Annotated in this window: 15 protein-coding genes; 13 read left to right on the forward strand and 2 right to left on the reverse strand. The window is 73.7% G+C overall.

Translation table 11 applies throughout. The annotated features are described in order from the left end of the window. Positions 1 to 107: 107 nt before the first annotated feature. From AC24HA_RS00005 to AC24HA_RS00045, 9 genes are all read left to right on the forward strand, one after another. Positions 108 to 413: a type I 3-dehydroquinate dehydratase gene (locus AC24HA_RS00005; protein WP_487563551.1), complete on the forward strand. Its 306-nt coding sequence runs from the start codon at positions 108 to 110 to the stop codon at positions 411 to 413. A 142-nt stretch (positions 414 to 555) separates the two neighbouring features. Next, positions 556 to 1,914 carry a mechanosensitive ion channel gene (locus AC24HA_RS00010; protein ID WP_425707537.1) on the forward strand — a complete coding sequence of 453 codons (1,359 nt, stop codon included), beginning with the start codon at positions 556 to 558 and terminating at the stop codon, positions 1,912 to 1,914. 165 nt (positions 1,915 to 2,079) lie between these two features. After that, complete coding sequence (locus AC24HA_RS00015; RefSeq protein WP_425707536.1) at positions 2,080 to 3,852, forward strand: sensor histidine kinase; 1,773 nt, start codon at positions 2,080 to 2,082, stop codon at positions 3,850 to 3,852. Then, the gene (locus AC24HA_RS00020; RefSeq protein ID WP_425707535.1) at positions 3,849 to 5,081 is read left to right on the forward strand and encodes a GGDEF domain-containing protein; all 1,233 of its coding nucleotides are present in this window, start codon (positions 3,849 to 3,851) and stop codon (positions 5,079 to 5,081) included. The genes AC24HA_RS00015 and AC24HA_RS00020 overlap by 4 nt, the downstream gene beginning before the upstream one ends. A gap of 115 nt (positions 5,082 to 5,196) precedes the next feature. Beyond that, the gene (locus AC24HA_RS00025; RefSeq protein WP_425707534.1) at positions 5,197 to 5,799 is read left to right on the forward strand and encodes an alternate-type signal peptide domain-containing protein; all 603 of its coding nucleotides are present in this window, start codon (positions 5,197 to 5,199) and stop codon (positions 5,797 to 5,799) included. 50 nt (positions 5,800 to 5,849) lie between these two features. Continuing rightward, positions 5,850 to 6,428 (forward strand): alternate-type signal peptide domain-containing protein, encoded by a 579-nt coding sequence (locus AC24HA_RS00030; RefSeq protein ID WP_425707533.1) that lies wholly within the window; start codon positions 5,850 to 5,852, stop codon positions 6,426 to 6,428. 38 nt (positions 6,429 to 6,466) lie between these two features. Continuing rightward, entirely contained in the window at positions 6,467 to 7,429 is a 963-nt protein-coding gene (locus tag AC24HA_RS00035; protein ID WP_425707532.1) for a SipW-dependent-type signal peptide-containing protein, read from the forward strand. A 58-nt stretch (positions 7,430 to 7,487) separates the two neighbouring features. After that, positions 7,488 to 8,165: a signal peptidase I gene (locus AC24HA_RS00040; RefSeq protein WP_425707531.1), complete on the forward strand. Its 678-nt coding sequence runs from the start codon at positions 7,488 to 7,490 to the stop codon at positions 8,163 to 8,165. After that, entirely contained in the window at positions 8,162 to 8,527 is a 366-nt protein-coding gene (locus AC24HA_RS00045) for a hypothetical protein (protein WP_425707530.1), read from the forward strand. Before AC24HA_RS00040 ends, AC24HA_RS00045 begins: the two co-directional genes overlap by 4 nt. Before the next feature lie 38 nt (positions 8,528 to 8,565). Here the strand turns inward: AC24HA_RS00045 and AC24HA_RS00050 are convergent, their stop codons facing one another. Next, positions 8,566 to 9,483, reverse strand: a complete 918-nt coding sequence (locus tag AC24HA_RS00050) for a response regulator transcription factor (RefSeq protein ID WP_425707529.1) — start codon at positions 9,481 to 9,483, stop codon at positions 8,566 to 8,568. Positions 9,484 to 9,710: 227 nt separating this feature from the next. Here AC24HA_RS00050 and AC24HA_RS00055 point away from each other — a divergent pair, with 227 nt between their 5' ends. The 3 genes from AC24HA_RS00055 to AC24HA_RS00065 all read left to right on the forward strand — a co-directional run bounded on the left by AC24HA_RS00055 (position 9,711) and on the right by AC24HA_RS00065 (position 12,393). After that, complete coding sequence (locus tag AC24HA_RS00055) at positions 9,711 to 11,165, forward strand: tyrosine-protein kinase domain-containing protein (protein WP_425707528.1); 1,455 nt, start codon at positions 9,711 to 9,713, stop codon at positions 11,163 to 11,165. Positions 11,166 to 11,175: 10 nt separating this feature from the next. After that, entirely contained in the window at positions 11,176 to 11,778 is a 603-nt protein-coding gene (locus tag AC24HA_RS00060; protein ID WP_425707527.1) for an arsenate reductase/protein-tyrosine-phosphatase family protein, read from the forward strand. Between the two features lie 258 nt (positions 11,779 to 12,036). Further along, positions 12,037 to 12,393: a hypothetical protein gene (locus AC24HA_RS00065; RefSeq protein ID WP_425707526.1), complete on the forward strand. Its 357-nt coding sequence runs from the start codon at positions 12,037 to 12,039 to the stop codon at positions 12,391 to 12,393. Positions 12,394 to 12,496: 103 nt separating this feature from the next. Here AC24HA_RS00065 and AC24HA_RS00070 read toward each other — a convergent pair whose 3' ends face one another. Continuing rightward, the gene (locus AC24HA_RS00070) at positions 12,497 to 13,666 is read right to left on the reverse strand and encodes an LCP family protein (protein WP_425707525.1); all 1,170 of its coding nucleotides are present in this window, start codon (positions 13,664 to 13,666) and stop codon (positions 12,497 to 12,499) included. A gap of 317 nt (positions 13,667 to 13,983) precedes the next feature. Here AC24HA_RS00070 and AC24HA_RS00075 point away from each other — a divergent pair, with 317 nt between their 5' ends. Beyond that, the gene (locus tag AC24HA_RS00075) at positions 13,984 to 14,715 is read left to right on the forward strand and encodes a hypothetical protein (RefSeq protein ID WP_425707524.1); all 732 of its coding nucleotides are present in this window, start codon (positions 13,984 to 13,986) and stop codon (positions 14,713 to 14,715) included. The last annotated feature ends 302 nt before the right edge of the window (positions 14,716 to 15,017 follow it).

Consider the following 15,017-nt stretch of genomic DNA (forward strand, 5'->3'; position numbering starts at 1 on the left):
GGGGCCCTGCCGCCGCGCCCACCGCAGGCACGGACGCTGCGCCGGGAGCGCCCACCCGCCCCGCGGTCGTCCTGTCCCACCACGACTTCGACCGCACGCCGACCCGCGTGGAGATCGTCGACCGGCTCGCGGCGATGGAGGAGGCCGGCGCCGATGTCGCGAAGATCGCCGTCATGCCGCACTCCTCCGACGACGTCCTCACCCTCCTGGGGGCCACCGCCGAGCGGGCACAGGACGCGCGCGTCCCCCTGATCACGATGGCGATGGGCGACCTCGGGGCGCCGAGCAGGCTCGTCGGGGGCCGCTACGGCTCTGCGGCCACGTTCGCGAGCGCCGGCGCGACCTCGGCCCCCGGACAGCTTCCGGTCGGCGACGTCCGGGCGGTCCTCGAGCTGCTGAGTCCCGCTCGCTGACCGTGTGACGCGGTCGCACCACGCCTGCGATCCATGACCGCGTCAGGAACTGGTCAACTCCTGGCCTTCCCATGTGTGCATCGTGTCGCTACGTTGTTCAGCGTCCGTTATGACTCAATGATGTGGAAGCGAGCGCAGCGACATGGACGAACTACGGAACTACGACTGGGTGGGGCTGCTGGAGAAGGTGGTCGTCGCCCTTGTCATCCTGCTGGTCACCTGGATCGTGGCGAAGGCCGTCAAGACCCTCATCGAGAAGCTCGTGGTGCGCATCCCCGCGCTCCAGCGCACGGGACGTGACGGCCAGAGCATCGGGAGCGCGATCGGACAGATCGCCTCGCTCCTCATCTGGATGTTCGGCCTCATCGCCATCCTGCAGGTCTTCCGCCTGGAGCAGGTCCTCTCGCCGATCCAGGGGATGCTCGACACGATCCTCTCCTACCTGCCCAACGTCATCGGTGCGGGAGTGGTGTTCTTCATCGGTCTCGTGCTCGCCCGGATCGTCCGCCAGCTCGTCGGCACCGCGCTGCACTCCGCGGGCCTCGACGAGCGTGTCGCCCGCCTGAGCGGCGGCGCGGTCGGCTCCGCCCGCCGGACGGGGGCACCCGCCGCCGCGCAGGCCGGCGCCCCCGCGGGCGCACAGGTCGCGCCCGGCGCCCCGCACGCGCAGGGCGCTCCCGGCCAGCCCTACGCACCGCACCAGCCGCAGGACGGTCCGCACCCGGGTCAGCAGCCGGGTCAGCAGCCGGCCAGCCTGACGAACGTCCTCGCGAACCTGGCGTTCGCCGTCGTGCTCGTCGTCGTCGCGATCTCGGCGCTGCAGATCCTCGGGATCTCCGCGATCTCCGACCCGGCCACCTCGATGCTGCAGACCTTCCTCGACGCGATCCCGAACGTCCTCGCCGCCGCGGTCCTCCTCGTCCTCGGCTGGGTCATCGCGAAGTTCGTCGGCCAGCTCCTCGAGTCGACGCTCGCCGGCCTCAGCATCGACCGCGTCGCGGTCGAGCAGGGCATCGTCCCCGAGGGCCGTCGGGCCTCGAGCATCATCGCCACGGCGGTCAAGGTGGCCATCGTCGTGTTCTTCGCGATCATGGCGACCCGCATGCTCGGCTTCCCGGAGATCACCGCGTTCCTCGAGGAGATCATCGCCGTCGGCGGACGCATCCTCTTCGGCGCCGCGTTCGTCGCCGTCGGCGTGCTCGTCGCCACGCTCCTGCGCCGGGCCATCGGTCGTGGGACGCCCGGCCAGATCGTCTACTGGGCCACCGTCGCCCTGTTCGCCGCGATGGGCCTGAGCTACATGGGTATCGCCGAGTCGATCGTCAACCTGGCGTTCGGCGCCGTCGTCGTCGGCGGTGCGCTCGCCGCGGCCCTGGCCTTCGGCCTCGGCGGCCGCGACGCCGCCGCCCGCACCCTCGGCAAGGCGGAGCGCAGGCTCGACGCCGACCCGACGGTCCCGGGCGGCGCCCCCAGCATGCCGGGGGGCCCGACCCAGGGCTGAGCGACCGACCGGCCCACCACGTGGGGCGCCCGACCGCGACCGGGGTCGGGCGCCCCACGTGCGCGTCCCCGCACCAGGCATCCCACGAGCGCGTCCGGACGACGGGCGTCCCGGTCGACGTCGGAACGACCGCCCGGGGGGCGCCGCGGCGCATAGGGTCGCCCCATGGCCCCCGTCCTCGCCCCCGACGACGAGGGACGACGACCGGCCGGCGGACCGGCTGCGGAACCCCAGCGGAACCGCCCGTGGGCCGTCTCCGGCGCGCCCGCGGACGACCCGGGGCGCGGCGCGTCGAAGCGGTCCGGTCACCGCAGGTCCTCGCCGCTGGTCCGGCAGCTGCCGTTCGTCGTCGTCGTCATCGTCGTCGCCCTGGTCCACGTGGCCACGGATGCCGAGCTCCTCACCCGGGACCGCACCTTCGCCGCCTTCCTCGTCGTCATCGCGGCGACGACCGCGGCCGTCGCGATGCCGTGGCACCGCCTGCCGCGGTGGGCGGTCGCCACCGTCCCCGTGCTCGACATCCTCGCGGTCGCGCTCCTGCTCACCGACTCGCTCATCGTCTCCTCGACGCTCGTGCTGCCCGTCATGGTGCTGGCACGCACGTTCCCCCGCGTCGGCGTGGTCCCGGCGATCGCGCTCGGCGTCCTCGCCGCCTGGTCGCCCGAGATCCGGGACCTCCTCACCTCTACCGGCAAGCTCACGGTCGACGGCGTCACGCTGCAGCGGCTCGTCCTCGTGCCCGCCGTGCTGGCCTCGGCGGCGATCGTCGTCGCAGGGTCCGAACGGCGCGCCGCCGCACGGCTCGAGCTCGTGTCCGCGCAGAGCCAGGTCGTCGAGGACGCCCTGGCGGACTCACGCTCCCAGCGCCGCCTGCTCGAGGCCGTCCTCAACACCGTCGACGTCGGCGTGCTCGCCCTCGACGCGGCCGGCAGGGTCACGCTCCGCAACCGCACCCTGGTCGAGCAGGACGCGCCGGTCCCCGCCGTCGGTGAGCTCGTCGACGACCCGGCCGCGCGGGCCCGCAGCGTCGGCCGTGTCCGCGCGGCGGACGGCACCACCGAGCTCCGGGCCGAGCAGCTCCCCAGCGTGCGCGTGCACCGCGGCGAGCGTCTCGTGCGGGAGATCGTCTGGTGGGGCGCCGACGAGCCTCGGTCCGCACAGCGGGTCTCCGCCGCCCGGCTCACCGACGAGCACGGCGAGCACGCCGGATCCGTCGTCGTCTACCAGGACCTCACCAAGGAGATGGCGGCGCTCGCCCAGCGGGACGACTTCGTCTCCTCCGTCACCCACGAGCTGCGCACGCCGCTGACCTCGATCCTCGGCTACCTCGACCTCGCGATCGACGACCCGGACCTGCCGGACGAGGCCCGCGCCCGGCTCGAGGTCGCCGTGCGCAACGCCGAACGGCTCGAGCTGCTCATCTCCAACCTCCTGGTCGCCGCCAGGGAGAGCGCCGAGGCGACTCCCGCGCCGGCCGGCCTGGTCGACCTCTCGGCGGTGGTCCGCGACGTCGTCGAGAGCCAGACGCCGCGCGCCAGGGACGGGCAGGTGACGGTCACGGTGCACGCCGAGGCACCCTGCGACGTCGAGGCCAACGACACCCGACTCACCCAGATCGTCGACAACCTCGTCTCCAACGCGATCAAGTACTCCCGCCCGGACGACCACGTGCGGGTCGAGACCTGGCGCGACCCCGAGCACGTGCATCTCGAGGTCGCGGACACCGGCATCGGCATCTCGGCCGGCGACCGCATCCGCCTCTTCTCCAGGTTCTACCGGGCACCGGCCGTGCGGCAGGGACCCGTCCAGGGCACCGGGCTCGGCCTCCACATCACCAAGGGGCTCGTCGAGGCGATCGGCGGGACGATCGAGCTGGACAGCCGGCTGGGCGAGGGCACCACCGTCCACGTCAGCCTCCCCGCGGCGGGCGCCCGATGACCCTGGACCCCTTCACGCTCCAGGCCACGACCGGGCTCGTCATCATGACCGTGACGATCCTGTTCGTCGTCGACGCGCGCGGCCGGGGCGAGGACGCGGTCGACCGGATCTGGGGCGGCGCCTTCGCCGCCGCCATCACCGGGGCGGTCGCCTACGTCGCAGCCGCCGCCACTCCCGGCACGTGGTGGGCGAACGCGATCGGCAACGCCGGCGTCGCCCTCACGACCCTGCTCATGTGGAACGGCGTGCGCGCCTGGACGGGCCGGCGACCGCTCGTCGGGGTCTCGCTTGCCGCGTCGGGGCTCGTCGTCCTCGCGGCCCTCGTCGCGGGGCAGGGCGCCGGGGCGTGGGGCGGCGCATGGGCGATGCTCGCCGGGACCTCCCTCGGAGCACTCGCGGCCTGCATCGCGCTCCTCCGCACCCCCCGACTCCGCTCCCTCGTCGTGCGCGTCCTCGCGGGCGTGCTCGCCGTCGTGTCCGCCTTCTACGCGGGCCGCCTCGTGCTGCTCCTCACCCACGGGCCGGACTCCGAGATCTTCGAGCTGTGGGCAGGTACCACGACGTCGTCCCTGGTCATCATCGTCCTCATCACCTGCGCGGCGTTCTGCATGGTGAGCATGCGGGCCGAGGACGGCCGCCGCGCACGCGAGGAGGATGCCGCCTACGACCCGATGACGGGCGCCCGGACGGTGGCGAGCTTCCGGCCGCGCGCGGTCACGGCGGTCGCCGAGCACCGCGAGGCGCACCGACCCGTGTCCATGGTCACGCTCGACCTCGACGACCACGAGCGCCTCCGGACGGCGTTCGACACCGTGCTCGCCGAACGCGCCGTCGCCGTGCTCGGTGAGGTCGTGCGCCGGCTGGTCCCGCCGCTCTCGCTCATCGGACGCGAGCGCCACCGGGCGGGGTTCGACGTCCTGCTGCCGGGTCGCGCGCAGGCCGAGGCGCGCACCTGGGCCGAGCAGGTGCGCCGGGAGCTGACCGACGTCGCGCTCGAGGTCGACGACGGGCACCTCAGGCTCCGCCTGAGCATCGGCGTGGCCTGCGACGACACGGCCGGGTACGACCTGGACGACCTCGCTCAGGTCAGCCGGGACAGCGCGGCCGCGGCGGCCGGCGACGGCGGCAACCGGGTCCGCGTCGCCACGCGCGAGGAGGGCGAGGCGAGCCTCGGGGCTGTCGGCCGCAGCATCGGCGCCGCACGGGACCGAGGCGCCCGGGAATCCTGAGGAGAACCTGAGGGAACCGAACGGTGGCCGTGGGCGGGCGCTGAGGGGCGCGGGGGAATCTCTTCCCAGCAGCCCGGACAGGCCGGGCTGACCCCCTTCTCGAAAGGCCCCCGCCATGTCGCGCTCCACCGCCCCCGCCTCCTCCCGCTCGAAGACCTGGAAGGGTGTCGCCGCCGGCGTCGCCGCCATCGCCCTCCTCGCCGGTGGCGGTGCCTCGTTCGCCGAGTGGCGCGACTCCGCCTCCGCCAGCGCCGGCGCCCCCATCAGCTCCGGCGTGCTCGACATCGAGTCGAACGACGACGGCGCGTGGACGGACGGCGCGGGCAACTCGGTCCAGCTCGACGACTACCTCATCGTCCCGGGCACCACCCTCATCTACACCCACTCGATGACCATCGACGCCGAGGGCGACGGGCTCGCCGCCGAGGTCTCGACCAACATCCCGGCACTCTCCGGCGACAGCGAGCTCATCGAGGCACTCACCCGCTCCGCCACCATGACGCTCACGATCGACGGCCAGGAGCTCCAGGTCGCACCCGGTCCCGAGGGCCCGACCGCCGAGATCCCGACGAACGTCGGCGAGCAGACGCTCGACATCAGGGTCGAGCTTCCGTTCGCCGCCGACGGCACCTACGCGCAGGGAGGCTCGGTCGACGTCCAGGACCTCACGGTCACCGTCGCGCAGCCCCGCGTCGAGCAGCCCCCCGTCGCCGGCTGACGCACCCCGGACCGGACACCCCCTGAACCCCTGAGAGGAGGACGACGACGATGAGCACCCCCCGGCTCGGCCGCGCGGCGATCGCAGCGGCGCTCGGCGTCGTCCTCCTCTCGGGCTCGGGCGGCACCGCCGCCTCGTGGACCGACTCGGTCACGAGCGCTGGCGCCACGATCGAGTCGGGCCCCCTCGAGGTCGAGGCGGTGTCCCAGAGCGTCGTCGTCGCGCGGCCGGGCAGCCCCACCGCCACTCCGCTCGCCTCCACCCGGGTCAACCCCGGCGACACGATCACGATGACCTCGACCGTCCGCGTCCACGCCGCGGGCGACACCCTCGGCGCCCGCCTCGAGCTCGACAGCGCCGGCCTGGTGATGACCGTCGGCGGCGTCGCCCGGCAGTGGACCCCCCGGATCTCCACCACCAGCTCGCTGCCCGGCGCCGGGTCCCACGCGTTCCGCGTCACCGAGACCGGCGACGGCGCCACGGCGACCGCCACCGTCTCGTGGACCGTCCCCGCCACCACGGACGGCCGGGCGCGCGCCGCGGACCGGTCGAACTGGTGGGGTTCCCAGCTCCAGAACCAGACCGTCACCCCCGGGGGCCTGCGCTGGACCCTCGTCCAGCAGCCGTGAGCTCACCGAGCTACCCGAACCTGCCCGAAGGAGAACCGATGAGCGCCGCGACCACCACGCACTCACGCCCCCGCCCCCACCTGGTGCGTGCGCTGGTCGCGGCGCTCGTCGCCGTCGTCGCCGTGGTGGTCCTGCAGCCCTCGGGCGGCACGACGGCCGCGTGGAGCGATTCGGTCGAGGTCTCCGCCCCCACCGGGACCACGGGCTCGCTCTCCCTCGCCGTCACGGGCGGGGTCACCGGATCCGCCGTCGTCACGCCCGGCGGGACGGCCGCGAGCACCTGGGCGCCGACGTCCGTCACCGTGACCGCCGGCGGGGTCCCGCTCACCGGCACCCAGCTGGCCGGCTCCCGCATCGAGTACCGCACGGCGGGCGGCACGTCGTGCACGGTCTCCGGCGCACCGCTCTTCAGCGCGACACCGACCGCCGCGGGGACGAGCTTCCCCGTCACCGGTGGCGCCGCCCTCAGCGGCACGCAGACCCTGTGCGTCACGCTCGTCCCCGGCGACACCCTGCGGGCGAGCCACGCGGGCGTGTCCCTGGCCGTGACGACCGCGATCACCGCCACCCAGGCCGGCGACGGCACCTGGACGGCCGCACAGAGCTGGTCGACCACTCAGGACGTACCCGCCGCGCTGCCGGCCCTGCCTGAGGTCGGCTCCCTCGACAGCCGTCCGCACACCAACGGGAAGTGGATTCACCTCGACTGGACCTGGGCCGACTCCGCCAGCGGCGCGCCGAGCACGGCCCCCGTCGCCGAGTGGCGGGTCGAGTACCGCGTCGCCACGTCGAACTGGCAGCCGATGCTCCGGACCTCGATCAGTGGCACCGCCCGCACCGTCGAGATCAGGTGGCAGGACATTCGCAGCGAGTTCACGCGGAGCGGCAGCACCGGCTGGCTCCGCGTCGTCGCGGTCCTGCCGGACGGCAGCGCCGTCGCGAGCACCCAGATCGCCGTCACGATATCGCCCCAGCACGGCGGCACCATCACCCGCAGGTGAGCACCTCGGGCCCTCCCCGCCACCCCGCACACGCCACGCCACGCCCAAGGAGCCCACCATGTCCGTCCGCCACCTCGGCCGCGCCCTCGCCGGCCTCGCGCTCGTCGCGATCCTCGCCCTGCTCGGCGCACTCGTCGTGGTCCCCCGGATCATGGGCTGGGTACCGCTGACGATCCTCACCGGCTCGATGGAGCCGACGATCCCCACCGGTAGCCAGGTCGTCGTGGAGGAGGTCGACGGCGAGGCGGACGCCCGCGAGCTCGAGGTCGGCGACGTCATCACCGTCATGCCCTACCCGAACGACCCGACGCTGGTCACCCACCGGATCGTCGAGCGGCATGACTCCTCGAACGGGGTCGGCTTCGTCACGCAGGGTGACGCGAACGGCGCCGTCGACGCGTGGGACGTCACCGCCACCCAGATCCGCGGCGAGGTCCGCTACCACGTCCCCTACGCCGGCTATGTCGCCACGGCCCTCGACGGCGGGCAGAAGGCCGCGGGCGCGATCGTCGCCGCGGCCGCCCTGCTCACCTACGCGGCCGTCCAGGTCCTCGGCGCCGTCCGCGGAGCTCGCCGGCACGGGGGCGCGGCGGGCGAGGATCCGGCCCTCGACGTCGAGGACGGCGGCTCCGCGGCGAGCACGGGCGCCGGCGCCGAGGCGGCCACCACCGACGCCAGCGGCGTCGAGAGCGAGAGCGGGGCGCACGCGCGATCGTCCGCCGGTGCCGCGCGATGACGGAGGGCGACCGCGCGGTCCTCGACCGATCCACGCTGCTCGCGCTCGCCGAGGACATCGGTCAGGAGGCCACGGACGAGCTGGTCGCCCGATTCCTCGCCATGCTCGACGAGCGGCTGGCCCGCATCCGACGCGCATCCGACACCGACGAGCTCCAGGTCGCCGTCCTCAGCCTCGCCTGCTCGGCGGCGATGCTCGGCGCCGACGCCCTCGCCGAGGCCGCCCGGGACCTACCGCCGCCGGACGGCGTCCCGTCGCGGGCGGGCCGCACCTCAAGGGGGCCGGCGCTCGCACGGCTCGACGACCTCGCGCGCCGGTCGGCGGACGAGCTCGACACCCGGTCCGTCCGCTGCGTCTGCTGACCGCCGACCGATCCGCGGCAGCCGCTACGTCCGCTCCGTCACCGAACGGCCGCCATCCGGTAGCCGACACCCCGGACCGTCTCGATGAACCGGGGCGCCGATGCTCCGTCACCGAGCTTGCGGCGCAGGTTCGCGATGTGCACCTCGACGGCGCGGCGGTCGGGGTCGGTGACGTACCGCGCGTGATCGTCGGCGTCGCCCCACGCGGCGCGCACCAGGCTGTCCTTCTCGACGACCCGTCGACCGGCCCCCACGAGCGCGACGAGGATGTCGAACTCGCTGCGCGTGAGGTGGACGGCGACGTCGTCGACGGACGTCAGGCGGGCCCCGACGTCCACGAGCAGCCCGCCGTGCCGCAGCACCGAGTCGTCGTCGGCGTCCGGGAGCCCGCCCCCCGGGGGCGACGTGGGCGCCGGTGAGGCAGGACCTTCCGCCGAGGACCCCGCCGCGGGGGCCGACGACTCGCGCGGAGCACCCTCCGCCGAGCCGTTCGTCGTCGTCGGGGGCGGGAGTGGTGCGGCAGGTTCGCCGGACACGGCGACGGGTGCCGAGCCGGCGGACGCCGCCGACGACGAGCCCACCGGACCGGCGACCGCGCGGGGCCGGCGCAGCATCGCCTCGATGCGGGCGCGGACCTCACGCGGCCGGAACGGCTTGGTGACGTAGTCGTCGGCGCCGGCCTCGAGCCCGAGCAGGGTGTCGATCTCGTCGGAGCGGCCGGTGAGCATGAGGACGTAGGTCGAGGAGAACGTGCGGATCTGGCGGGCGACCTCGAAGCCGTCGATGTCCGGCAGCGAGATGTCGAGGGTGGTGACGAGCGGATCGTGGCGGCGCACCGCCTCCACACCCTCGACGCCGGTCGCCGCGGCGTGCACCTCGAACCCCGCCTGCCGAAGGGTGGTCTCCAACAGGAACCTGATGTCGGCGTCGTCCTCGACGACGACCGCAGTTCTCATCCCAGGGACCACCTCACGAAGTTATCAAACCCATGACCTGCTGCGAAGCCCCCGGCCGGCCGATTGCACCGCCGCAGTGACCGGATCGCCCGAGGAAACGGCCCAGGACCACCGCCGCGCCGTAGTACTCTCGCAACTCCCCCCCCAACTAATGCATCACACGTCCCATGACCCCCTCAGGTTCGCGTGGGGACGCCGGTGCGCGGAACGAGACGAATGGTGGACCTGTGGAGCTGACCGACTACGTCGCCGTCCTACGCCGACGGTGGCCGATCGTCCTGGTCGTCACCCTCCTGTGCCTCGCCGCCTCGCTCGCCGCCAGCCTGCTGGCCACACCGCGCTACACGACGAGCTCCGAGGTGTTCTTCGCCGTGCAGGGCGGCGACTCCGTCTCCGACCTCGCGCAGGGCTCGACGTTCGCCCAGCGGCAGATGACGTCCTTCGCCGAGGTGGCCACCTCGCCGCTCGTCCTCGAGCCCGTCATCGAGGAGCTCGGCCTGGACATGTCCGCCGGCGAGCTCGCCGGGATGGTCACCGTCAGCGTGCCCCAGGACACGGTCATCCTCGAGGTCTCGACGACCTCGACCAGCCCCGACGACGCCGCGCGCATCTCCAACGCGGTCGCGGGCCAGCTCGCCAGCACCTCCGCGGCCCTGTCCTCGCCCGACGGCGGGGAGACCGCGCCGGTCCAGGCCACCGTCATGACGCCCGCCCAGGTCCCGGGCTCGCCGTCGTCGCCCGACGTCGTGCGCAACGGCGCGCTCGGCCTCGTGCTCGGCCTGCTCCTCGGCCTGGGCGCCGCCTTCGTCCGGCACCTCGCGGACACCCGCGTGCACACCGAGGAGGACATCGCCGGCCTCACCGAGGTGCCCGTCATCGCCGCCGTCGCGGTCAAGGACAACGCCGAGCGCGACCGGGTCTTCGTCCACGACGAGCCGCACGGGCCCTCGGCGGAGGCCGTCCGCCGGCTGCGCACCAACCTCCAGTTCGTCGACCTCGGCGACGGCCCGAGCTCGATCGTCGTCACCTCCTCCCTGCCGGGCGAGGGCAAGTCGACGACGGCGATCAACCTCGCCGCCTCGCTCGCGGACACGGGCGCCCGCGTGCTGCTCATCGACGCCGACCTGCGGCGTCCGTCGGTCGCGGAGTACCTCGGGCTCGAGGGCGGCGTCGGCCTGACGACCGTGCTCATCGGCCGCGCGTCGCTCGAGGACGTCGTGCAGCCGTGGCAGAGCTCGTCCCTCGACATCCTGCCGACCGGCCAGATCCCGCCGAACCCGAGCGAGCTGCTGGGCTCGCAGTCGATGCGCACGCTCCTGGCCGAGGCCACGGAGTCCTACGACGCGGTGCTGCTCGACAGCCCGCCGATCCTGCCCGTCACCGACGCCACGGTGCTCAGCGGCATGACCGGCGGGACCCTGGTCGTGGCCGGCGCCGACCAGATCCACAAGGGCCAGCTCGCCGACTCGCTCGAGTCGCTCGAGGCGGTCGAGACCCACGTGCTCGGCATCGTCCTCAACCGGGTGGCGCGCTCCAACAGCCGGTACTCCTACGCGTACGGCGGTTACAAGCCGCTGACCGAGGACGACGCGCCCCGCCCCGAGCCGATCACGCGCGCGGGAGCCCCGCGCCGCGCCACGTCCGCCCCTCGCCGCAACCGGCGCACCCGCGCCGCCTCCTGACGGAGCGGACATGACTGCCACGCGCCCCGGCGGCGACACCGCCGTGCTGCAGGTCCTCACGGTCTGCACCGGCAACATCTGCCGCTCCCCCGCCGCCGAACGGCTGCTGCGCCAGCGGCTCGGGGCAGGCTCCGGCGTCACGGTGAGGAGCGCCGGCGTGCAGGCGGTCGTCGGCGCCCCGATCGACGCTCCCGTGGTCGAGCTGCTCAGCGCCCGCGGCACCGACACCGGCGACTTCGCCGCGCGGGCCCTGACGGAGCGGATCGCGACGTCGAGCGACGTCGTGCTCACCGCCACACGCGAGCACCGCACCGCGGTCGTCGATGCCGCGCCTGCGCTCGTGCGCCGGTCGTTCACGCTGCGCGAGCTCGCCCGCCTCGCCCAGGACGTGGACGAGGACGACCTCGTGGCGCGGGCCGGGGAGGGTGCCTCGCCCGCCGCCCGGTTCAAGGCGCTCGTCGACCTCGCCTCCCGTCACCGCGTGCAGGTCCCCCGCGAGCTCGACGACGTGCCCGACCCCTACCGCGGCAGCCCCGAGGAGTACCGGGCCGCGATCGATGCCGTGGCCGAGGCGATCGACGCCATCGCCGACAAGGTCCTCGGCACAGCCTGACCTGGCGGCGCCCGTCCCACGAGTGAGCGGACTTCTGCCCCTCCGCCCGACGAGTGAGCGAACTTCTGCCCGCTCCGCCCGACGAGTGAGCGAACTTCTGCCCCCTGAGTTGTCCCTGCGTGCCCGCGTCCAGCGGACTCCCACCACTCCGGCAGGACGCGCACAGCGCCCCGCAAGGCCCCTCCCAGGTCGATGAGCGAGATTCTCTCGTACGGGCTCGAACCGGGCCCCTCGCACCCGGCTCGCAAGGAGAACGACATGCACGTGAACGCGACACCGACCCGGAGCACCCCGGAGGCCGCGGGCACCGTCCCGATGCTCGACACCGCCGCGACCACGCTCGGACTCGACCCGGCCGACCTCGAGGCCCGCCTCGCGGGCGGCGCCACGCTGGGCGAGATCGCCCATGACGAGGGCGTCGCCGGCAGCGAGCTCGTCGACGCGCTGCTGGTCGACATCGAGACCCTGCTCGACGACGAGGTCGCCGACGGGACCCTCAGCCAGGACGAGGCCGACGCTCGGGTCGACGAGATCGCCGACCACGTCGACGCCCTCGTGGCCGACGGCGCCACGGAGGATGCCGCGCCACCGGTCGGCCGACCCGGTGGTCGCTGACCCGGTGGTCGCTGGTCCGGTGGTCGCTGGTCCGGTGGTCGCTGGCCCGGTGGCCGGTGGTCCGGTCCCGGCGGGGCCGGTGCCGGCCGACCCGGCCGGGTCCCTACCGGACCTCCTCCTGGAGTCGCTCGGCGACGTCGGGGTTCTCGTCGAGGTACTCCGCCGCGCGGTCCTCGGCGATCGCCGCGTTGAGCTCGTCGAAGGCCGCCATGTCCAGCTCGACGATCGACTGCCGCCCGTCGGGGCTCCACCCCGTGCCGGCCACCGGCGCGGTGAGGAAGGTGACGTCGTCGGGCCTGACGTCGCGCATCGAGAGTCCGAGCGTGGTCATCTGGCTCACCGACAGGTGCTCGTCCACCGCCACGGTCCCGGCCACGACCTGGGCGAAGTCGTACAGCGCGGTCGGGCGGCGCAGGAGGTTCTCCCGGAATACGGCGGACATCATGGCCCGCATCCAGTTCTGCTGGCGCTGCACACGGCCGAGGTCGCCGCCGGGGATCGACCGGTCACGGGCGTACATGAGCGCCTCCTCGCCGTCGAGCAGGTGGGTGCCGGGCGGCAGGTCGACCGTGCGGCCGTCCCGGGTGGTGCCCTGCATGCCGTTCGGAAGGTGGATCTCGACGCCGCCGAGCTCGTCGGTCAGGGTCGCGAACGACTCGAAGTCGGTGACCGCGAAGTGGTCGATCGGGATGTTCGTCAGGTCCTCGACGGTCTGCACCATCAGGGAGGGCCCGCCGAAGGAGAACGCCGCGTTGACCTTGTTGTCGCCATAACCAGGGATCGGCACCCACGAGTCGCGCGGGATCGACATGACGACGGCGGAGCGCCGGTCCCCGGACAGGTGGACGATCATGATCGCGTCGGTCCGCTGCGCGCCGGCCTGCCACTCGGACGCGTCGCCCGCCGAGATGCGCGAGTCGGAGCCGAGGACGAGGAAGTTGACCGGGGTGCCGTCCCCCTCCTCGGGCTCGGCGTGCGTCGGTCGGTCGGTCACGGACTCGAAGACGTCCGGGATGCGCTCCACCTGCGAGTCGATGCGGTGCTGGATGTACCGCAGCGCGCCGTACACGCCGCCCACGAGGATGAGCACGATGACGAGCGAGGCGATGAGGGCCTTCCGACCGCCACCACGACGGCGCCCACGTCGGCCACGATCGGCGTCGTCGGCCCCGGAGAGCGCGATGACGTCGTCGTCGAGCGAGTCGTCCGACGGGACGTCGGACGGCTCGTCGGGGCTCCGACTGGTGGTCTCGTCCGGCGTCGAGCTGGTCACACCGTTCCCTCGTGGTCCCGGGGCGAGCGGTCCGCCCCTGCTGCCGCGTCCTGGCGCGCGAGGGCCAAGTCTAGGTCGGCGGGACGCCACTGCGGAGGATCCCGCACGGGCAGTGGTGCACGGAACTGTGAGCAGGACGGGCGATGCGCAGGGCGAGGGAAGCGGAGTGCCCGGCGGGAGCGAGGCGGGCGGTGCGTCGCGTCGTGTACCGGGGCCGGAACTCGTTGCCGGTCCGCGGCGCCCCGCGTACCGTCGAGACGGAGGATCGGCCGGGCGGCGCCCCCAGTGCGGGCCCGGCACGACGACGAGGGAGCAGCATGAGGAACAAGGTCATCACCGTCGCGGCGGTTGCCGGGCTCGGTCTCGTCGGGGTCGGCGGCGTGGCTGTCGCGGCCACCATGGGCACGGACGACGGCGCGCAGGACACTCCGACCGGGCCGGCGGTTGCCGGTAACGCCGGCGGTGCCGGGGACGAGGACTCCGACGACGGACCGGGCGACGGCCCAGGAGAGAGCGATGGGACGACCCCGCCCGGCGGACTGCCCGCTCTGCCCGACGACCTCCTCGACCACCTCCCCGACGACCTGGCAGAGCAGCTGCCCGAGGACCTCGCCGAGCGGCTTCCTGAGGACCTGGCCGAGCAGCTCCCGGACGACCTTGCCGCGCAGCTGCCGGACGACCTTGCCGCGCAGCTGCCCGAGGACCTCGCGGGCAGCGCCGACGTCGAGGCGCTCACCGACGCGATGCAGCCCATGATCGACGCCGCGCTCGAGGGCCTCGAACTCCTCGACCTCTCACCGTTCGAGCTGCTCGGCGAGCTCTCGAACGGGGCGACAATCGGCGAGCTCGCCACCGAGCAGGGCGTGGACCCCGAGGACCTCGTGCAGCTGGGCCTGGAGCCCGTGGACGAGCAGCTGGACGCGGCTGTGGTCGACGGGGAGATCGACCGCACCGAGGCCGACGCCACCCGCGCCGAGCTCGAGTCGATGCTGCGCACCGTGATCGAGGAGGGTCCCGAGGCCGTCGGCCTCCCCACCCCCACCGCATGACGACTGAGCGCGGTTCTGTCCGTCGCGCGTGACGAGTGAGGGCTGTTCTGCCCGCTGGGGAGCGGATTCCGGTGTCGCGCCGAGGCGCCGTTGCCCAGTCAATCGGGTAACCGTCGAGGCAGTCCCCCGGGTGCACTGCCTCGACGGTTACCCCGCTGACTCACCGACCACACCGACCCGGCGACGGGCACGACGACGGCGAATGGCGTGCCCCGCCATATAGCTGAGCGCCGCCCGGACCGAGATCCGGGCGGCGCCTATCCGTGGAGCAGGACTCCGCTCACTGGTGGAGCAGAAGTCCG

Source organism: Georgenia sp. Z1491, assembly GCF_057652395.1.